A 20,127-nucleotide genomic window follows, 5' to 3' on the forward strand; every position below is an offset into this window, starting at 1 on the left:
CAGCGGTGGCATAATGCTTTGTTTGGAGTAGGTTTCTAGCAATCTCAATAGTGGCAATTAAAAACTAAAAATAAAATGAATCCAATAATCAAACAATGGGACACCGCTAAATCTCTAAAAAGATGCCAATATAAGGAAGCTTTGGCTATCTATGAAACGCTCTGCCCTAAGGTAGAGACAGAACTCTCGGATAATTTTGACAAAGCTATGTTTTTTGGGGATTACTTTGGCTTATTGGCAGATGTTGCCCAGTATGACAAAGCGGAAGCAATGGCTGCTAAAGCCTTAAAATACATAACCGAAAATGGGTATACTACTCTAAACTATATCTTCTATAACTATGGGAATATGTATCTTCATCAAGCTAAATGGGAAGAAGCTATTCCTTGGCTCGAAAAAGCACTCAATAAAAATAGCAATGGGTGGATTGACGAAAAACAAAAAGCCTACTATGGCACTGCTTTAGGGGGTGCGCTATTCCATTTGGGGCGTATAGAAGAAGCTGAAGAAGAGTTCCTTAAGGCGGTAGAGGCTGGCAAATATACTGTAGCTAATAAGGATTGGGAACCTTTTTTCTACCTCAAAGAAATATACAAGCAAAAAGGTGACGAGAAACTAATGGCAAAATATGAAAATATGTACCTTACCCGACTCAAAAAGGTAAAGGAAGAAGATCTTATCTATCCTCTATCAGAACATCGGGCAAACAAACAAGCCCTTGAAGACTGGAAAAAACTTAATAACCTTTAATCATTTTACAAATAAAAACCTATGAACGAACAAGCAATAAAACTTTACGAACAAGCCCAAGCGGATTACCCAACGTTGAAAACCCAAATAGAGGCACAAGTAGTGCGTTGGTTTTGGGCAGCAGGAGGCGTGGGACTCTTTTCTTTAGAGCCTTTTTATTTTGAAGAACACAAGTTTCCCAAGAGTAAAATCCTAAAAGAAACCCCTGAAAAGACCGATGATAAATACTTGTATGGCGTGAATGCCAACGACGAGATTATCCTAGGACGCTCTTATATCGGATATGGAGACGAATGTTACGAAGACTTCTATTTCCGTGAGGAAAATCAAATTATCAATTATCACTTTAATTCTTATGTTAAAAAAGAATGTTTAAGTGTGAACATATTCATCTATAAGGAGGGACTCTTACAATCAATCCACTCTGCTTACTCTGCTTTCGATAATAGTAAAACTTGGAGAGAAAAGACTATGTACTATGAGGGGGACAAACTCATTCGTCAGGAGGAAAAGGGATTAGATTATTATCTAAAACCCATTGATAATGCCCTTCTCTACACCTATGATATGCTGGGAAAACTCAATAGTATTACCAGCGGAACCGGCTATGTATGGTATCAGAAGAAAGATAAGAAAATTAGTTATAAAGCCCTCTCTGAAAAAGCTGCGGAACGCTACTATGCACTATTGGTGCCTACCATTAAGGCATATCCTATAAAAGAGCCTTTGTACTGCATCAACCTATCGTTTGACTACCAAAACATACTGCCCACAAGGATAGGCTTTGGTACTGAAAACGAGAGACAAGAATACCAAAAGTATGGCAAAGAGGCAAAACACTACCTTTGGAACACTGCCGAGTATACTCATACTATAGATATAGAACCCAACGAAGAAGACGCTGCTCTCTTTGACCTTTTCAATCAAGAAACCGAGATGCAAGAAAAGAGCAGTGCCGCCACGAAACTATTAGTCGCTTGCGCCAAACGCCTCAAAGAAGAATGGGCATCATTGGGTATTCCCTCCACCGATGACTTTGTAGTGGTAGTAAGTGATGAAGAAGAATCTTTTTTGAAGAAAGTATAGAGTTCAGACATCAGGTTTTAGGTATTAGTTTTGTCGCAAAAAAAAGTGTATTTTTGCGACAAAATAATATCTTATATCGTATGGAAAGTGCTGATGATGAAATATTTAAGAAGCTATTAAAATGCGGAAGGTATATTGAGGAATGGGCACTTATGAACTTGATGACGGAGTACAACTGAGGAGCCTGCTCCAAATGATACAGAGTGAGGAGCGCTATAAAGAGATTTTCAAAAGTGAATTAGATGATATAATAGAAGAAGTAGAAGATTTTTTTAAATAGACAAAATGACCCCCGAACTACAACTATTAGGCGATGCTATTTTTGAGGCTGCCAAAAAAGCATTTTTAAAACTCTTTGAAAACGGAGAACATTATTACTATTGTGTGTTACTCACTACGGGTGAGGCGCTTCCTCCTTGTATTGCGGCGTGGTCGGTGGAAGCTTTAGAGCGATTTGTAAATGAAAATGCTATCCCCCAAGAGGAAATACCATACTACAAATACTCATTTGCCGATAGCCCCTATTACGCTTTTGGTTATGAAGAATATTTTCAGCAGGTAAAGCAGTTGTTTGAGCAGCGCGACTCTCTTATAGATTACAACAATGAGGCGCAATGGAACGAGGAATACAACCTCCGACTTGCTGCTATGGTATATGCAATGAAAAAACTCGATGCTTCGGGGATTTTTGCCCTCAACCAACCACGAGAACAAGTGTATATCAACGTAGAACTAATGCCCCCCGACGATACCGATATAGAAAGAGCCTTGTCGCTTAACAACCCTGATAACATTGAGGAATGGCTTTCTATATTTGGAGGATAATTTCTTCGTGGTATTTTTATGTGATTCAAAAAAATAATGTATATTTGTAGCGCAAATCTATACACACTCAACTTTTATCTTTTATCTTTTATCTTTTATCTTAAGATGCTTTCTCTTGATAGACTAAAATATATAGAAGGTATACAAAAGTATGCGAGGTTTTCAGTTGTCACTACGATTGTAATAGCGATAGTAGTGCTAACTGTTTTTGTTATAAATCATACAGTTATACAAGAAAAGGAGTTGCCAACCATTCTCTACTCTCCTTTTTTCTCAGTAATAATTATAGCATTATTGTTATATTGCTTTATCTTTTATCGGATAAAAAGAAGATCCAGAAGGTTACAAGAACTCATAGAACAGATGAGTGACGATGATTTTCAGTTCCTACTACAAGCGCAATCCTCCTTATCATTCTACTACAAATACGCTCCCAATTTTGTAATTTGCCGTGACCACCTCTATTTGTTTACCCTCTTTGAAATCAAAGAAATTGACCCTAAAAAAGTACAAAAAGTGCGCTGCCACTATACAGGAAGAGGCAGTAATCTGGTAGAGATTCTATCACCTGAAACCACTAGATTTGAGGTGTATACCAGCGCTTATCCTTATTTGGAAAAGCTTATCAGAAAGTACAATCCGAATGCTGATATAGAAGTTTAAAAATTATGAATAAAAATATTAAAAAAATGTTTTTAATTATATTTCTCTCTATACTATCGGGTATTGCTTTGGCAGCCCTTTATGCCTTTCTTGTTATGAGATTTACCTCCAGTTATGACAGAGAGATATCTATCATTTTTTTTCCTATTCCTTTTATATTGGGAGCGAGCATATGCTATTCCTTTGCCTATAATCAAAAAATAAGTGGAGCTCTTGCTGTCATCTGTACCCTTGTTTTCTTTAAATTTATAATGGGTACTTTGGGAGTTACTTTTTCTAAAGTATATGAGAGATTAACCCTGCCCAAAGTCTATAAAAGCTATCATTATACATCAGACTATAAGATATATAACTTAGAAGGAGAAAAACACCTTGTGAGACTGCCTGAAGATATTCATTACATTGCAAAAGGTATCTACCTCAACCCTCAAAATGAGTTGGTTATCTATGATAAATCAAGACCTATTGACCGTGACAAAACATCTGTTATTGACTATATGGAGAAATACAATTCCTTAGGAGAACGTATGCCAGCAAATGATATACTAGAAGTAGAACAAGACATTTCTAATATTTTTGATGAAAATTCAGAGCGTTTCTCTAAAAAAGAAGAAACTCTTAAACGCACACGTATCAATCCTCTCTACGTAGAAAGCTACAAAGAAAAAGGAGATAAATATGAAACTATTTTGTATTTTGAGGTAAAAACCCAGCCTTACACCTTCAGATTAAAAACCCAATTCTCTTACATCAAAAATCAAAAAGAACTATCAAAAACCTCTACAACCTATTATACAAATGACACTGAAACAATAGAGTCTTTTGGCATTATCAGTGTATATACTAATAAACATCTCGGCTATCAACTATTAAAAGTAAAGGACGATTTCTATATGGTAAAATAACGTCAGTTCGATATAACAGAACATTGATTTGCAGCTTTGTATCACAATATATTTACAAAAGAATTCACCATTAGGTGAAAATTTGTGAGATAATGAAAAGTAAAGAGTTTTATACAATTCTAAATTCGTGTTTCACATACCCAGCTGTGAGTCCTCGCTGGCTTTGTGGGGAATTTAAAATATTTTGCTGATTGTTAAACAATTACTTACGTTGAACTCACGTTAATTAACTTCCCATCTTTCTTCTTCTAAATTCAATTGTCGGTGGAAATTGCGTATTTGCTCTTCATCAATACGTGGGTTCTTATTCAGTTGTTGCAATATTTCCCGCTGATGATGCAAAATAGCAATGTATTTCTTTCGCTCTTCAGGAGTAGTATTGCTCTTCGACAAATCGAGTTGGTATTGCCATATATCTTTCTGATTCTGTAATAGAAGACTATCGTTTATTCCTTCTTTGTAATGCTTTTGCATATAATCTAAAGCCGCTTGCGCTAATGATTTACGAATAAGACTTTCGGCTTCAGCTTCAGGAATATGGTCTTCATAATCAGGGAATTTAGCCCATCGGATAAGCGCTGGCAAACTAAGCCCTTGTACGAGTAGGGTTGCCAATATCACTATAAAAGTAATGTAGAGAATCAGGTTGCGATGCGGAAAAGGCTCACCGTTCTCTAAAGTTAGAGGAATAGAAAGGGCTACCGCTAGTGAAAGCACCCCGCGCATTCCTGCCCAACCCAGTACCAAAGGTAACCGAAAGCCAGGGTTCCGCCTGTCGGCTACTGTGATAAAGTGTTTCATTACTTGAGTAATGAGTAAAGCCCCATATGAGGATAGCAGTCGCACCCCTACCACAACCCCTGTGATGAGCAACCCATAATTTGTAGCTGTAGCAAGACTTATACCTTCGGCTTCTATACCCTCGAGTACATCAGGCAAAGCAAGACCTATCAGCATAAAGGCAAGACCATTGAGTACAAAGCCTAAAATATCCCATACCGCTACCGCTTTGTTGTATGTGGAGGCAGCAAGAATACTAGTAATGTGGAGCGACATATACATACCCCCAGCCACTACTGCCAACACTCCCGACACTCCCATTTCGTTAGCTACAATATACATTATATAAGGAGTAATAAAGGTAAGGATAATATCCATATTAGCATCGGTAGGGGAAAATTTGTGTAGCTTGCGCATCACCCACGCTACTGCCAAGCCTATAAGCGTTCCGCCAATAACTACCCAAAGGAAATTTAGCGCTATATCCGTCCACACCAGCTGACCGGTAGTTACTACCAAAGCCGCAAACCTAAAAACTATTAGTGAAGAAGCATCGTTCAGCAAACTTTCACTTTCTATTATTGTGCTGATGCGTTTGGGTACCTTTACAAACTTCATTATCGTTGAAGCACTCACCGCATCGGTAGAGCCTATCACGCCCCCCAAAAGGAAACCTAACGCCAATGAAAACCCAGGGAATACCATATTGGCTACCCACGCCACCGCAGCAGCCGTAATAAAAACTACAATAAAGGCAAAGCTAAAGATAATGCGGCGCCACTTCCACATCTCTTTCAGTGATAGCGAAAACATCGGCATACAGAAGAGGCGGTAAGAAAATGATGAGTACCAAATCAGGATTCAGTGTAATGGTTGGGACATTGGGAATAAAGCTAATTGCCAATCCTCCTAACACCAAAAGAATAGGGTACGCTACCTTGAGCCGGTTTGCAAACATTATCAGTAGCATAATAGCCACCATCAAAAGTAATAAGTAAGGGAAATATTGCACCATAGGTCATTGAATTATGAGGCGGCAAAGATAGTAAAAAATACTTTTTAATCATAATTGATAAGTATTTTTTTTATATCTTTGCACTAATAAATTAATTATTATGAAGGCCCTGATTATCGGCGCTACAGGCGCCACCGGAAAAGATTTAGTAACACTACTATTGAACGACAACGCTTATACCGAAGTGCATTGCTTTGTGCGTAAGCCTATGAGTATCAGTCACCCCAAGCTACACGCTCACGTGGTTGATTTTGATACCCCTGAAGCGTGGGCAGATTTGTTGCACGGCGATGTGGCTTTCTCTTGCTTAGGTACCACCTTAGCTGTGGCAGGTAGTAAAGAAGCCCAATGGCGTGTGGATTACGACTATCAATATGCCTTTGCCCAGCAGTGTAAAGCCAATGGAGTACCTACCTTTGTACTCGTATCGGCAGCTGGAGCTACAGCGCAGTCTAAATTGTTCTACAACCGTATGAAAGGACAGCTAGAGGACGCTATCAAGGCACTTGGTTTCCCAAGCCTACTCATCTTCCAACCCTCTATACTTATTCGTCCTAATAGTGATAGAGGTGCTGAGAACTTCACTGTAAAAGCTATTCATTTCCTCAACAAAATAGGACTCTTCAAGCGGTATCGCCCTATGCCAACGAACGTTTTGGCTCAGAGAATGCGCCGTGAAGTAGCTACAGCCACCGAGGGGGTACATACTTTTACCCTTGATGAAATCTTTTTGTAATGATCCCTGAATACTGACCTCTGATTACAGATTACAGACTTGTGTATATAGAAAATAAATTGTACTTTTGCCTTCGCTAATGAGAGAAATATGAGAACAATCCGAAACTTGTTTTTTATAGGAATGATCTTGGGGACATTCTCATTATATGCCCAAGAGGAGAAGGATATTCCTTCTACACGGATAGATAAGCAACCTTATTACTTAAAAATCGATACCCTTACAGGAGAGAAAAAGGAAATCCCTTTCAGTAATTTTGCACACCGATGGGTGACAAAAAAATTAAAATATCCAGAAAGAGGTATAGAAGAAAAGATTCAAGGCATAGTAATTGTAATACTCACAATAGATGAAAAAGGGATTCTTTCTATAAAAGAAATAAGGGAGGGTAATCCTCTCCTACAAGAAGAAGCTTGTAGGGTATTTGATGGATTTCCTCAGCTCTTCCCAGCCCTACAAGGAGGTAAGCCTGTAAGCATTACCATTGGCTATCCTATTAGATTCAAAATTGACTACTAACCACTTTATATAGAAAATAAATTGTAATTTTGCCTTTCAATACAGAAATATATGACAGCTATTAGGTATTTATTTCTTATAGGAATGCTCTTCGGAGCTTTCTCTTTATATGCCCAAGAAGAGGAGGAGGTTCCTTTTTTCCGGATAGAGAAACACCCTTATTACGTACAAACAGATACAATTACAAGAGAAACAAAGGAAATACCTTTCAAGAATTTTTTAGATCAATGGGTAATAAAGAATCTTAGGTACCCTCAGGAAGCTGTAGAAAAAAAGATTCAAGGCAGAGTAATAGTAGCCCTTAGGATAGATAAAAAGGGTATTCTTTCTATAAAAGAAGTTAAAGGACGTAATCCCCTCTTAGAAGAAGAAGCCTGTAGGATATTTGACGGATTCCCTCAGCTCTCTCCTGCCTTACTAAGAGGCAAGCCTGTAAATGTTGTCTATAACTATCCTATCATATTTAGAATCATTCAACAGAGTGAAAAGTAAAGAATATATCACTTGTCATTAATCATTAATCATTGATCATTAACTAATGAATCATCTCAAGCAATTAGAAGCGGAAAGTATTTATATCATGCGCGAAGTAGCCGCGCAGTTTGAGCGTCCTGCCCTCCTATTTAGTGGCGGGAAGGACTCTATTACCTTGGTACATTTGGCTATCAAGGCATTTGCCCCTATGAAGATTCCTTTTCCTTTGGTACATATCGACACAGGTCACAACTTCCCTGAGGCTATCGCCTACCGCGATGCCTTGGCCAAGCGCATTGGGGCGGAACTGATCGTACGCCAAGTAGAAGATACGATCAAGGCGAAGGGGCTGACAGAACCTAAGGGTAAGTTTGCCTCTCGCAACTGGCTACAAACGCATACCCTTTTGGATACTATTGAGGAATTTCACTTCGATGCCTGTATAGGAGGTGCCCGCCGTGACGAGGAAAAAGCACGTGCTAAGGAACGTTTTTTCTCGGTACGCGATGAGTTCGGTCAGTGGGATCCTAAGTTGCAACGTCCAGAGCTATGGGATATCTACAACGGGCGTATCCACAAGGGGGAGAATGTGCGTGTGTTTCCTATTTCCAACTGGACAGAATTGGATGTATGGAGCTATATTGAGCAGGAAAACATAGCACTCCCTTCTATCTATTTTGCCCATGATCGCGAGGTGATTGAGCACGAAGGTCGCCTAATAGCTGTCTCTCCTTTTATCCAAATAGATGAAAATGATAAAATCGTCAATAAACGGGTGCGCTATCGTACCGTGGGCGATATGACTTGTACGGCAGCCGTGGAGAGCAATGCCGCTACCCTTGAGGAAGTGGTAAGGGAAATCTCCGCCTCCCGCATCTCCGAACGTGGCGAAACCCGCATCGATGACCGTGTCACCGAAGCGGCTATGGAAGATAGAAAAAAAGGAGGCTATTTTTAGGATTCTTTCGACAAACTATTACTCTTCCCTTGCCTAGAAAACTTGGCATGGTTTTGGCTATCTATAAAATTATAGTAGTATACAATATAAAAATTAACAATTGACAATTATGTGGATTTATTATGTAATTCTTGGCGCAATAGCCTTAGTAAGTTGGCTGGTGAGCAACCGCCTACAGAGCAAGTTTGAATATTATTCCAAAGTGCATTTGCGCAATGGGATGAGTGGGGCGGAGATTGCCCAAAAGATGCTTGAAGACCATGGCATCCGTGATGTGAAAGTAATTTCAACTCCAGGAAGGCTCACCGATCACTATAATCCTATGGATAAGACAGTGAACCTCAGTGAGGCGGTATATAATCAACGCAATGCAGCAGCAGCTGCCGTAGCTGCTCATGAGTGTGGGCATGCGGTGCAACATGCTCAAGCTTATTCTTGGCTCACACTACGTTCCAAACTGGTTCCTGCAGTGAATATTTCCTCCAATCTTTCCCAATGGCTTATTTTAGGAGGATTCCTTTTAGGGGCTGCTGCCAAGGTAGGTTTTGGATATTGGGTAGCCTTGATAGGGGTGATTCTTTTTGCTGTCACTACGGCTTTTGCTTTCATTACCCTACCTGTGGAGTATGATGCCAGCAATCGTGCTTTGGCTTGGCTTAAGAATAAGAATATTGTCTCCCAGCAGGAATATGCAGGAGCAGAGGACTCGCTTAAGTGGGCAGCTCGTACTTATGTAGTGGCTGCTTTGGGTTCCCTCGCACAACTTCTTTATTGGGTGTATAGACTTATGGGAAGCAATAGAGAATAATAGTTATTAGTGGTTAGTGATTATTCATCACTAACCACTAATCATTAACCTTAAATCATTGAAACATTGAAAAATTCAGATAATTTCTTTCTTTTGGCGGGGCCTTGTGCTATAGAGGGAGAAGATATGGCTATGCGTATAGCCGAAAAAATTGTAAAAATAACTACTGCTCTTGATATTCCTTATACATTCAAGGGGAGTTTCAAAAAGGCCAATCGCAGTCGTATAGATTCTTTTACAGGGATAGGGGATGAGAAGGCATTGAAGATACTCCAAAAAGTATCTCAGACCTTTGGCATACCTACCATAACGGATATTCATGAGATAAAAGATGCAGAAATGGCGGCCGAGTATGTCGATGTACTACAGATTCCTGCCTTTTTGGTTCGACAGACAGACTTAGTCGTAGCTGCCGCAAAAACAGGAAAAAGAGTCAATCTCAAAAAAGGGCAGTTCATGAGTCCTGAGAGTATGAAGCATGCCGTACAGAAGGTATTGGATAGTGGCAATGATCAAGTCTGGATTACCGATAGAGGAACCATGTTCGGTTATCAGGATATGATTGTGGACTTCCGAGGAATTCCTACTATGAAGCAGTATGCTCCTGTGGTCTTGGATATTACTCATTCACTCCAGCAGCCTAACCAAAGCTCAGGGGTAACAGGAGGTAGACCAGATATGATTGAAACTATTGCGCGAGCAGGAGTGGTGAACAATGTAGATGGAATCTTTGTGGAAACACATTTCGATCCTGCCAATGCCAAGAGTGATGGGGCGAATATGCTACATCTCGACCTGCTGGAGGGACTTCTTACCCGCCTTGTAGCAATACGAAAAACCATTAACACATTCTAAAAAAGTCTAATTCTTTCTACCATGAACGAGCAAACGGCCTATGCTAAGACCATCACTGGTATATATAACAAGGTGTATCAGGGAAAAAATGTAGGGAAAATACCCACTTACATCCCTGAACTACTCAATATAAATCCTGATAAGTTTGGAATTGCTATCCATACTTTACAAGGAAAAAAATTTGGTATAGGTGATTACCAAGAAAAGTTTTCTATACAGAGTATTGCCAAGGTGCTTTCCTTATCTATGGCATACAATATCTTTGGGGATAGTATTTGGGAGAGGGTGTCGGTGGAGCCTTCGGGAACCTCTTTTAACTCGCTCTTACAGCTTGAAGCCAACAATGGGATCCCGCGTAACCCGCTGATCAATGCAGGAGCTATTGTCATCTGTGATATATTGCTTTCTCACTTTGAGAATGCTGAAGAAGAATTTATTAAGTTTGTTCGTCAGCTTGCCAATGATCCTACGATAGAGTATTCACAGACCATAGCTTCTTCAGAGAAGGAGGTAGGGTATCGCAACTTTGCCCTCTGTTATTATATAAAGTCCTTGGGCAATATAGAGAATGACCCAGAAAGGGTTTTGGACTTCTACTTTAAGCTTTGTTCTATAGAGCTTACTTGTGAGTCCTTGGCTTATGTATTCACTTTCTTGGCCAATGATGGGATCACCCTACACGAAGGAAATCGCATTCTCCCCCATATATATACTAAGCGTATCAATGCTATTATGCAGACTTGTGGTTTCTATGATGAATCAGGGGAATTTGCCTTCCGAGTAGGTCTTCCTGGCAAGAGTGGGGTAGGAGGAGGCATTGTGGCCATCATGCCTGGTCACTATGCCATCGCGGTATGGAGTCCACGCCTGAATGAAAAAGGTAATTCCTACCGAGGGGTAAAATTCTTGGAAGGGTTCACTATGCAGACACAAATATCCGTCTTTTAGAGCAAAAGTAAAGTCGCTATGAGCGAGTATCTGACCGAGTGAGTGAAGGTGGGCATATAGTGAAAAATTAAAAGAGTGAAGAATGATATTCCTATCATTTTTCACTCTTCTCTTTAAAGTTGGTCTACAAGGACTCGAACCTTGAATTACAGAGCCAGAATCTGTCGTGTTACCATTACACCATAGACCATTGCTTTATTGCAGGGGCAAAGGTACGACTTTTTTTTGAAATGCGCAATAAAAAAAGCAACCTTTTACAGTTGCTTTTTCCAAATAACTTTAAACTATAATAATATGATTAACCCAATTCAAAAAAATAGGATTGAAAAAAGTTGGTCTACAAGGACTCGAACCTTGAATAACAGAACCAAAATCTGCTGTGTTACCATTACACCATAGACCATCTCTCAATTGCGGTGCAAAGGTACAACTTTTTTTCAAACCTGCAAGTGTTTGCCTTAAAAAAATAAAAAAAATTTTTTTCTCTTTATTTTATTAGGTAGATACAATAAAAATGTGTAACTTCGCTCCGTTTTTTTAAAAAGATAAAAAATGGATTTACAAAAGGACTTTCATAAGTATAATCTCATTACAGGATGGGGGGTATTTCTCATTGCTTTACTCACCTATGGGCTCTCAGTAGAGCCTACTGTAAGTTTCTGGGACTGTGGAGAGTATATAGCTACCTCGGCTAAGCTCGAAGTGGGTCACCCACCTGGAGCACCTTTTTTCCAGATGGTAGGGGCTTTCTTTGCTTCTTTTTCTCCTTCACCTGAGAAGACAGCTCTTTTTGTAAACTTTATTTCGGTATTCTCCAGTGCCTTTACCATATTATTTTTATATTTCATTATTGTCAATTTTACTAAGAAGATTGCTCTGTCCTCCAAAGAGACCCTTACCAATTCTCAAGTGATAGGCTTGTATGGCAGTGGGGTAGTGGGGGCTTTGGCCTATACTTTCTCAGATAGCTTTTGGTTCAATGCCACCGAGACGGAGGTATATGCTATGGCAATGCTTTTCATGTCAGCCATGTTTTGGTTAGGGCTTAAGTGGACAGACAACTTAGATAGTCCTCGGGGGGATAAGTGGTTGCTACTCATCGCTTTAGTAGTAGGACTTTCTTTTGGAGTACACTTTATGGCACTGCTTACTATTCCGGCCATCGGGATGCTCTACTTTTTTAAATCTCATTTTGAGAAGAATATCAAGAACTTTATCTTGGCCAATGTGATTTCTATATCTATATTGCTACTGATATTCAAGCTGATACTTCCTTATACTTTGGCGTTGTTCGGTTACACAGAAGTGTTTTTTGTCAATGAACTGGGCATGCCTTTTAACTCTGGAACTATTTTTACAGGAGTCTCTATTATAGCTTTGTTTACTTTTACACTATGGCAAGCACAGAAGCACCAAAAGCGTCTCTTACAGACCGCTACTCTCTGTCTGCTCTTTGTTTTCGTAGGTTTTTCCTCTTGGCTGATGATCCCAATACGTGCCAATGCAGGTACTGTCATCAATGAGAACAGCCCCACCGATGCGCGCTTGTTACTGGCTTACTACAACTTGGAACAATACCAGAAGACTTATCTTTTCAGAGGGCCTATGTACTCAGATGCTTTTGCGCCAACGGGTGATGACTATATGGATGAAAAGCCTAAGTATGAAAGAGACTACCAAAAGAATAAGTATATTATCGTCAACGAATATAAGGATGCTTTGGATGCTCCCAATCCGGAGCATGTGGGCTTGTTGCCCCGTATGTGGAGCTCGGAACATGCAGCTAACTATATGATGCTCACTTCTCCACTAAAGTACCATATCAATCCCGAACGAAATGATGAGCAGACACAGCAGCTCAATCAAGCCCTACAGAGAACCTTAGCCGCTGGGGATTACGAACAATATGCATACCTCCTCCGCCGAGGACAAGGCAGAATCATAGTAGAGAAGCCATCCTTCTGGGACAACCTCTCTTTTATGTTCAGCTACCAGTTCAACTATATGTACTTACGCTATCTGCTATGGAACTTTGTAGGTCGCCAAGATGATATACAAGGAAAGATCTATAACAATCATGGCAACTGGATTTCTGGTATTTCTTTCATAGATGATTGGCATACAGGCTATCCTCAAGAGCACCTCCCTTCCGATGCAAGGGACAACCGAGGTCGCAATACTTATTTCTTCCTACCTTTCCTCTTGGGCTTGGTAGGGATGTTCTTCCAGTTATCTTCTAGTAAGCGCCAGTGGTGGGTCGCCTTTACCCTCTTCCTCTTTACAGGATTGGCACTAAAAGTATACCTGAACGAACGTCCTTTTGAACCTCGAGAAAGAGATTACGCCTTGGTAGGTTCTTTCTTTACCTTTGCTATTTGGATAGGGATGGGAGTATATGCTATTTATGTATTTTTGGAGGAAAAACTCTCTTTCAAGTTCAAGGGCTTAGCACCTGCAGTAATTGGAGTATGCACCCTTGCGGTACCTGCTCGAATGCTTGCCGAGAATTGGGATGATCATGATCGCTCTAACCGCTATACAGCACGCGCCTTGGCTAAGAGCTATTTGGATTCTGTCTCCAAGGACAATGGAGCTATGATTTTCTCCATAGGGGACAATGATACCTTTGGCATGTGGTATATGCAGGAAGTGGAGCATTATCGTACCGATGTCAGGGTGATCAATACCTCTCTTCTGGGTACCGACTGGTATATAGACCAGATGAAGTGTAAGGCCTATACTAGTGATCCTATTCCTTCCCAGCTTGTTCATAGCCAATATGCCTATGGCGTACGCGATGCGATCTATTTCGATCAGAAAACCGATAAGATATGGAATATAAAGGACTTTATGAAGTGGGTAAGCAGTGATGATCCGAGTACCAAGCTGGAGATAGAGCGTGAGGGAGCTCCTTCTCAGTTTTATTCCAGCTATCCTACCGATAGGATTCGTATTCCTGTCAATAAGGAAAATGTTCTTAAGAGTGGTGTCGTAAAACCCGAAGATGCTGATAAGATTGTGGATTACATCGATATCAAGTTGCCTTTTGGTATGGGTAAAAACCGCTTGATGATGCTTGATATTATTGCCAATAATGATTGGAAGCGCCCTATCTACTTCACTGGAGGTAGCTATAGTGACGACGAATATATTTGGATGCGTGATTACCTACAGCTCGACGGATTGGCTTATAAGTTGGTGCCTATCAGAACCCCTATTGATAAGGACAATCCTTATGATATGGGGCGTATAGACTCCGACCTGATGTATAAGATTGTAAAGAGCTGGGATTGGGGCAATATGGATGATCCTAATATCTATCACGATCCCGAGACACGTCGCAATAGCATTGTTTTCCGTGGCAACCTTGCTCGCCTTACCGAAACCCTTATCAATGAAGGGAAAATACAGAAGGCAAAGGATATCCTTGATCTGGCAACCAAGCGTATTCCAGTAAGCCACTTCGGGTATTACTTCACGGTAGAACCTTTTATCACAGGATATTATCAGGTGAAGGAAAACGAAAAAGCCCGCAAGCTATTCCTTGAGGTAGCCAAGAAATACCAAGAGAATATAGAGTACTATCTCACCCTTTCGGCAGGCGATTTTATCAACCTGTATGAGGATGTAAGCCGAGACCTAAGGCGCTATGATGCCATGTTGCCGATTTTAGCTGAAGATAAGTCTTTCTATGACCAGCAGTATAAAATATATGAACAGTACATAGATCGCCTTCAGGATAAGGCAGTTTCCTTTGGGCTTCTTTCTCAAGAGGATATCAAGGCACAAAAGCAACCTAAGGACCCTAACCCACAAACTCCTGATAGTACACAATCTCAGGATACCGTAAAATAAGTAGTAACTTACTTTGGATAATATACTCAATAGCTATGCTTTTCTTCGTAAAAGTATAGCTATTTTTTTTACACATTTTAGTACTGTAACATGTGAGATTTTAGGGAAGAGAAGGAGTCTATTTGAAAAATAATTTAGTATCTTTGCAGTATGAAAAGGCAAGTGAAAATAGCTCAGTTGGTAGAGCGCAACCCTCCCAAGGTTGAGGTTGCGGGTTCGAAACCCGTTTTGCTTAGTAATTATATTTTTCTTTTGAAAAGTATAGTTATTTCTCTATTGTTCTATAGTTGTTCCTCTAATATTCCAGAGAATCAGGTGTATGGACAAGATAATCCACACAGCATTAAGCCCTATCTATCCCAATACAATTTGAAAGGGAAAATAAAAACACTCCATTACTATAATGGGTATTATAGTGAGACTTTGCATTTCAACAAGCAAGGATTGCTCACTCATATAGATAATGGCCTGCACCAGAAACTATCCTATAATCGGCAGGGCAAACTAACCAAAATATACAGCGAAAGGGATGAAATTATTTTCACTTATCTCCCTAATAATACTGTAAAACAGGAATGGAAAAGTGATTTTGGGAATGCCACGCTCTATTACGTCTACAATGACAAAGGAAACTTACTATCCGAAGAGAGTAAAGGAGATGGAAACTATAAATATTTGTATGAGTATGATAGTCAGGGGAGATTGTTGGTTAAAAAGTATGATTTTGCTTATATGAAAGCATTAAAAGAAACTGAAACGGATATGGGTCTGTCAGAGCGATCTTTTATGAAATTATATGAGTATGATACGCCAGGGAGTCTCAAAAAATATATTGAATATGACAGAAACGGTGATATTGAGAAAATAGATATTTATAAAAAAGGGCTCCTTGTAGAGACACAGAGGTATGAGCAAAATGAATTATTTGAGAAATCTATTTTTACCTATGATAATGGAAAAGAGCAAGAAACGGTATATAATCAGGAAGGGACACCTATCCGCTTAGCAACGTACAACACCACGCTTGACAAGCAAGGAAATGTAATCTTCAAAACAGAAGAATACGAGGATACCTCTGATACAATCAAAGCACAGGGTATAAAAGATATAGAAAAGAGAGAAATAGAGTATTATCCGTAAAACTACAGTATATGAAATGCTTTTCCTTATTTTTGTTGTTTTTAACAGTCTCTGCTAACACACCTTACTATTATAGTGAATAAGATTTTTAAGGAAGTAGGTCTTTTATCTCAAAAATAATTCCTATCTTTGCCCCATCATTAGTACCCAATGAATATACTTAGTAACATTATTGCACAAACACACTCTTTTCCCTCCTTAAGCAGTACTCACAAGAGATACGCAGGGCAACGATATTTTTTATTATTAATACAATAGCTATATTTTTCTTTTGAAAAATGTAGCTATTTTTTTAAAAATCAATAAGTAAGAATGCTTAGTTATAAGAAACTATATTATGATAGTATAGATAAAAAGCTAATGATTTTGAAAAGTTACTAGATAAGTTATTAAAAAAATAAAAGCGCTTAACAAAATGCCAAAAAGAAACGACCTACATTGTGTTCTGCTCATCGGATCAGGACCTATTATCATCGGACAAGCCTGTGAGTTCGACTACTCAGGCTCACAATCGTTGCGCTCTTTGCGCGAAGATGGTATCAAAACCATCCTTATCAACTCCAATCCCGCTACGATTATGACCGACCCCTCTATGGCGGATGTGGTCTATCTCAAACCCCTTACTACTAAATCATTGGTAGAAATCCTCAAGGCTCACCCCGAAATAGATGCGGTACTTCCTACTATGGGCGGACAAACCGCTCTGAACCTCTGTATTGAGGCTGATGAAAAAGGTATCTGGAAAGACTTTGGGGTAGAAATTATAGGGGTAGATATCGATGCGATACAAATCACTGAAGACCGCGAGAAGTTCCGCGTATTGCTCGATGAAATTGGTATCCCTATGGCGCCGTCCGAAACGGCTACTTCTTTCCTAAAGGGAAAAGAAATTGCCCAACGCTTTGGTTTCCCACTTGTAATACGTCCGTCTTTTACTTTGGGCGGTACAGGGGCTTCTATCGTCTATAAGAAAGAAGATTTCGATATGCTGCTTAATCGCGGTTTGGAAGCTTCGCCTATCCACGAGGTGCTTATTGATAAAGCCCTTTTGGGGTGGAAGGAATACGAGCTGGAACTTTTGCGCGACAAGAACGACAATGTTGCGATCATCTGTACCATTGAAAATATGGATCCTATGGGTATCCACACTGGTGATTCTATTACCGTAGCCCCTGCAATGACTCTATCTGACCGCACTTTCCAGCGTATGCGCGATATGGCTATCAAGATGATGCGCAGCATAGGTGATTTCGCTGGTGGTTGCAACGTGCAGTTTGCCGTATCTCCTGATGAAAAAGAAGATATTATCGCTATTGAAATCAACCCACGTGTATCGCGTTCTTCAGCTTTGGCGTCTAAGGCTACAGGCTATCCTATTGCTAAGATTGCCACTAAGCTCGCTATTGGTTATCATCTGGATGAATTGCAAAACCAAATCACCAAATCCACTTCTGCTTTCTTTGAGCCTACCTTGGACTATGTGATTGTGAAGATACCGCGTTGGAACTTTGATAAGTTCGAAGGCTCAGACCGTACTATTGGCTTGCAAATGAAGTCAGTAGGGGAGGTAATGGGCATAGGGCGTTCTTTCCAAGAGGCATTACAGAAAGCTACCCAATCGCTCGAAATCAAGCGTAATGGTTTGGGAGCCGATGGTAAGGGTGAGAAGAACTACGAACAAATCATAGAAAAACTTACTTACCCCAGCTGGGATAGGGTATTTGTGATATACGATGCCGTACAGATGGGTATTCCGCTAAGCCGTATTCATGAAATCACTAAGATAGATATGTGGTTTCTCAAACAATATGAAGAACTATGTGCACTCGAAAAAGAAATATCCCGCTACAAAATAGACACCCTACCTAAAGAACTCCTTTTTGAAGCCAAACAAAAAGGGTTTGCCGACCGACAAATTGCCTATATGCTTGGTTGCTGGGAGAGTGAGGTACATAAGAAGCGTGAGGAGCTGAATATACGCCGCGTGTTCAAATTGGTGGATACTTGTGCTGCCGAGTTCAAAGCACAAACTCCTTATTATTATTCTACTTTTGAGGCGCCTATCCGTACCGCTGACGGCAAGGAATATGTAGCCAACGACAGTATAGTAACCGATCGCAAAAAGGTGGTAGTTCTCGGTTCAGGACCTAATCGTATAGGACAGGGTATTGAGTTTGACTACTGCTGTGTACACGGGGTATTAGCGGCTAAAGAATGTGGTTATGAAACTATAATGATAAACTGTAACCCTGAGACTGTTTCCACAGACTTTGATACAGCTGATAAGCTCTATTTTGAGCCCGTATTCTGGGAGTATATCTATGATATCATTCAGCACGAAAAGCCCGAAGGAGTGATTGTACAGCTCGGTGGACAGACAGCACTGAAGTTGGCCGAGAAATTAGACAAATATGGTATCAAGATCATAGGTACTAGCTTCCATTCACTGGATTTAGCAGAAGATAGAGGTAGTTTTTCAACCCTGCTGAAAGAGAATAATATACCTTATCCACGCTTTGGTGTAGCTGAAACTGCTGATGAGGCACTAAAACTCGCCGATGAACTTGACTTCCCGCTACTGGTGCGTCCTTCGTATGTATTGGGCGGACAGGGTATGAAGATTGTTATCAACAAAGAAGAGTTGGAAGCCCATGTGGTAGATCTCTTGCGTAAGATACCTAATAACAAACTCTTACTTGACCACTATTTGGACGGCGCCATAGAAGCCGAAGCCGATGCGATATGCGATGGCGAAAATGTGTATATCATTGGTATTATGGAACATATAGAGCCTTGTGGTATCCACTCAGGCGATAGTAACGCGACCTTACCACCGTTCAACTTGGGTGAGTTTGTGATCCAACAGATCAAAGACCATACGCATAAAATAGCCTTAGCACTGAACACGGTAGGGCTTATCAATGTGCAGTTTGCCGTAAAAGATGATGTAGTGTATATTATCGAGGCCAATCCACGTGCTTCGCGTACCGTACCATTTATTTCCAAGGCCTACCAAGAGCCGTATGTAAACTATGCTACCAAGGTAATGCTTGGTGAGAAAAAACTCTCTGACTTCCATTTCAATCCGCACTTAGAGGGCTTTGCTATCAAGCAACCTGTGTTCTCGTTCAACAAATTCCCGAACGTAGATAAGAAACTCGGTCCTGAAATGAAATCTACCGGCGAAAGTATCTTGTTTATAGATAGCCTCAAGGACGATGCTTTCTACGATATTTATACGAGAAGGAAGATGTATCTTTCAAAATAAAAAACTAAAAGAGCAGGCGAGAGCTTGCTCTTTTGTTTTTTAGTTGTATATTTGCAATCAAAAAGAGAATAAAAATGAATTCAATAGGGATTAGAGCAACACCAAACGAACTATACTATTCAATAGTTCAAGGAAAAGAAAATGAAATAGAAATAGAAATAATAGATAGGATAAATATTCCTAAAGCTATAGAATTACCTGAACAATTAAAATTTTTGAGAGATACTCTTTCTGATATTATAAATGAATTTCAAATTACAAATGCTTGTGTTAGAGTAACAGAATCTATCGCTCAAACAAAAGATATTAAAAGAACTTATATAGAGGGAGTTATTCAGGAATTATTTGCAAGTTCTACTATAGAAAGATACTATATAGGACAAGTATCTAGTATTAGCTCAAAACTTAATATAAAAAGAGATGATTTTAAGAAATATGTAGATAACAAACTTACTTTTTTAGATATAGAAAATTGGGATAAATATAAAAAAGAAGAAAGAGAAAGTATAATGTCGGCAATTAGTGCCTTAGAAATTTAGAAT

At 39.8% G+C, this 20,127-nt stretch carries 16 protein-coding genes, 3 tRNA genes and 1 pseudogene; 17 read left to right on the forward strand and 3 right to left on the reverse strand.

Features of this window, described 5'->3' with window-relative positions; all coding sequences use genetic code 11:
* The first annotated feature begins 75 nt into the window (after positions 1-75).
* From CGC50_RS09585 to CGC50_RS09605, 5 genes are all read left to right on the forward strand, one after another.
* Positions 76-750, forward strand: a complete 675-nt coding sequence (locus CGC50_RS09585) for a tetratricopeptide repeat protein (protein WP_095910653.1) — start codon at positions 76-78, stop codon at positions 748-750.
* 21 nt (positions 751-771) lie between these two features.
* Positions 772-1,836: a hypothetical protein gene (locus tag CGC50_RS09590; RefSeq protein WP_095910654.1), complete on the forward strand. Its 1,065-nt coding sequence runs from the start codon at positions 772-774 to the stop codon at positions 1,834-1,836.
* Positions 1,837-2,121: 285 nt separating this feature from the next.
* Positions 2,122-2,661: a DUF4303 domain-containing protein gene (locus CGC50_RS09595; RefSeq protein WP_095910655.1), complete on the forward strand. Its 540-nt coding sequence runs from the start codon at positions 2,122-2,124 to the stop codon at positions 2,659-2,661.
* A gap of 363 nt (positions 2,662-3,024) precedes the next feature.
* On the forward strand, positions 3,025-3,324 hold the full coding sequence (locus CGC50_RS09600; protein WP_157909449.1) for a hypothetical protein: 300 nt from the start codon (positions 3,025-3,027) through the stop codon (positions 3,322-3,324).
* Positions 3,325-3,350: 26 nt separating this feature from the next.
* On the forward strand, positions 3,351-4,229 hold the full coding sequence (locus CGC50_RS09605; RefSeq protein ID WP_232781099.1) for a hypothetical protein: 879 nt from the start codon (positions 3,351-3,353) through the stop codon (positions 4,227-4,229).
* Positions 4,230-4,451: 222 nt separating this feature from the next.
* Here CGC50_RS09605 and CGC50_RS09610 read toward each other — a convergent pair.
* Positions 4,452-6,024 (reverse strand): annotated as a pseudogene (locus CGC50_RS09610) (Na+/H+ antiporter).
* A 100-nt stretch (positions 6,025-6,124) separates the two neighbouring features.
* On the opposite strand from CGC50_RS09610, the gene CGC50_RS09615 reads away from it, so the two are divergent.
* From CGC50_RS09615 to CGC50_RS09645, 7 genes are all read left to right on the forward strand, one after another.
* Entirely contained in the window at positions 6,125-6,760 is a 636-nt protein-coding gene (locus CGC50_RS09615; protein ID WP_095910658.1) for an NAD(P)H-binding protein, read from the forward strand.
* Between the two features lie 90 nt (positions 6,761-6,850).
* Positions 6,851-7,279, forward strand: coding sequence for an energy transducer TonB (locus CGC50_RS09620; RefSeq protein ID WP_095910659.1), 429 nt, complete (start codon positions 6,851-6,853; stop codon positions 7,277-7,279).
* Positions 7,280-7,330: 51 nt separating this feature from the next.
* The gene (locus tag CGC50_RS09625; protein WP_095910660.1) at positions 7,331-7,771 is read left to right on the forward strand and encodes an energy transducer TonB; all 441 of its coding nucleotides are present in this window, start codon (positions 7,331-7,333) and stop codon (positions 7,769-7,771) included.
* A 46-nt stretch (positions 7,772-7,817) separates the two neighbouring features.
* A complete protein-coding gene (cysD, locus tag CGC50_RS09630; protein ID WP_095910661.1) occupies positions 7,818-8,711 on the forward strand; it encodes a sulfate adenylyltransferase subunit CysD in 894 nt (297 codons plus the stop codon).
* A gap of 109 nt (positions 8,712-8,820) precedes the next feature.
* On the forward strand, positions 8,821-9,519 hold the full coding sequence (locus CGC50_RS09635; RefSeq protein WP_095910662.1) for a zinc metallopeptidase: 699 nt from the start codon (positions 8,821-8,823) through the stop codon (positions 9,517-9,519).
* Between the two features lie 66 nt (positions 9,520-9,585).
* A complete protein-coding gene (kdsA, locus tag CGC50_RS09640; RefSeq protein WP_095910663.1) occupies positions 9,586-10,374 on the forward strand; it encodes a 3-deoxy-8-phosphooctulonate synthase in 789 nt (262 codons plus the stop codon).
* A 21-nt stretch (positions 10,375-10,395) separates the two neighbouring features.
* On the forward strand, positions 10,396-11,322 hold the full coding sequence (locus CGC50_RS09645) for a glutaminase (RefSeq protein WP_002669136.1): 927 nt from the start codon (positions 10,396-10,398) through the stop codon (positions 11,320-11,322).
* 119 nt (positions 11,323-11,441) lie between these two features.
* On the opposite strand, the gene CGC50_RS09650 is transcribed toward CGC50_RS09645, so the two are convergent.
* Both CGC50_RS09650 and CGC50_RS09655 read right to left on the reverse strand, forming a co-directional pair.
* Positions 11,442-11,512 (reverse strand) — tRNA-Gln (locus tag CGC50_RS09650).
* A 142-nt stretch (positions 11,513-11,654) separates the two neighbouring features.
* A tRNA-Gln gene (locus CGC50_RS09655) sits at positions 11,655-11,725 on the reverse strand.
* Positions 11,726-11,874: 149 nt separating this feature from the next.
* On the opposite strand from CGC50_RS09655, the gene CGC50_RS09660 reads away from it, so the two are divergent.
* The 5 genes from CGC50_RS09660 (at position 11,875) to CGC50_RS09680 (ending at position 20,124) form a co-directional block, all read left to right on the forward strand.
* Positions 11,875-15,177: a glycosyltransferase family 117 protein gene (locus tag CGC50_RS09660; protein ID WP_095910664.1), complete on the forward strand. Its 3,303-nt coding sequence runs from the start codon at positions 11,875-11,877 to the stop codon at positions 15,175-15,177.
* 159 nt (positions 15,178-15,336) lie between these two features.
* A tRNA-Gly gene (locus CGC50_RS09665) sits at positions 15,337-15,413 on the forward strand.
* A gap of 16 nt (positions 15,414-15,429) precedes the next feature.
* Positions 15,430-16,317 carry a hypothetical protein gene (locus CGC50_RS09670; protein WP_095910665.1) on the forward strand — a complete coding sequence of 296 codons (888 nt, stop codon included), beginning with the start codon at positions 15,430-15,432 and terminating at the stop codon, positions 16,315-16,317.
* A 415-nt stretch (positions 16,318-16,732) separates the two neighbouring features.
* Positions 16,733-19,585 (forward strand): carbamoyl-phosphate synthase large subunit, encoded by a 2,853-nt coding sequence (carB, locus tag CGC50_RS09675; RefSeq protein WP_095910666.1) that lies wholly within the window; start codon positions 16,733-16,735, stop codon positions 19,583-19,585.
* A gap of 74 nt (positions 19,586-19,659) precedes the next feature.
* Positions 19,660-20,124: a hypothetical protein gene (locus CGC50_RS09680; protein ID WP_095910667.1), complete on the forward strand. Its 465-nt coding sequence runs from the start codon at positions 19,660-19,662 to the stop codon at positions 20,122-20,124.
* Positions 20,125-20,127 lie beyond the last annotated feature (3 nt).

Origin of the sequence: Capnocytophaga gingivalis (assembly GCF_002302415.1) — a bacterium.
Taxonomy (GTDB): domain Bacteria; phylum Bacteroidota; class Bacteroidia; order Flavobacteriales; family Flavobacteriaceae; genus Capnocytophaga; species Capnocytophaga gingivalis.

What these genes read in the sequence shown, in the direction of transcription:
- CGC50_RS09600 (WP_157909449.1), top strand. Translation starts at nt 3,025, where the DNA reads ATGAGTGACGATGATTTTCAGTTCCTACTACAAGCGCAATCCTCCTTA.
- CGC50_RS09595 (WP_095910655.1), top strand. Translation starts at nt 2,122, where the DNA reads ATGACCCCCGAACTACAACTATTAGGCGATGCTATTTTTGAGGCTGCC.
- CGC50_RS09585 (WP_095910653.1), top strand. Translation starts at nt 76, where the DNA reads ATGAATCCAATAATCAAACAATGGGACACCGCTAAATCTCTAAAAAGA.
- CGC50_RS09635 (WP_095910662.1), top strand. Translation starts at nt 8,821, where the DNA reads ATGTGGATTTATTATGTAATTCTTGGCGCAATAGCCTTAGTAAGTTGG.
- CGC50_RS09645 (WP_002669136.1), top strand. Translation starts at nt 10,396, where the DNA reads ATGAACGAGCAAACGGCCTATGCTAAGACCATCACTGGTATATATAAC.
- cysD (WP_095910661.1), top strand. Translation starts at nt 7,818, where the DNA reads ATGAATCATCTCAAGCAATTAGAAGCGGAAAGTATTTATATCATGCGC.
- CGC50_RS09620 (WP_095910659.1), top strand. Translation starts at nt 6,851, where the DNA reads ATGAGAACAATCCGAAACTTGTTTTTTATAGGAATGATCTTGGGGACA.
- CGC50_RS09625 (WP_095910660.1), top strand. Translation starts at nt 7,331, where the DNA reads ATGACAGCTATTAGGTATTTATTTCTTATAGGAATGCTCTTCGGAGCT.
- CGC50_RS09615 (WP_095910658.1), top strand. Translation starts at nt 6,125, where the DNA reads ATGAAGGCCCTGATTATCGGCGCTACAGGCGCCACCGGAAAAGATTTA.
- CGC50_RS09590 (WP_095910654.1), top strand. Translation starts at nt 772, where the DNA reads ATGAACGAACAAGCAATAAAACTTTACGAACAAGCCCAAGCGGATTAC.
- carB (WP_095910666.1), top strand. Translation starts at nt 16,733, where the DNA reads ATGCCAAAAAGAAACGACCTACATTGTGTTCTGCTCATCGGATCAGGA.
- CGC50_RS09660 (WP_095910664.1), top strand. Translation starts at nt 11,875, where the DNA reads ATGGATTTACAAAAGGACTTTCATAAGTATAATCTCATTACAGGATGG.
- CGC50_RS09680 (WP_095910667.1), top strand. Translation starts at nt 19,660, where the DNA reads ATGAATTCAATAGGGATTAGAGCAACACCAAACGAACTATACTATTCA.
- CGC50_RS09605 (WP_232781099.1), top strand. Translation starts at nt 3,351, where the DNA reads ATGTTTTTAATTATATTTCTCTCTATACTATCGGGTATTGCTTTGGCA.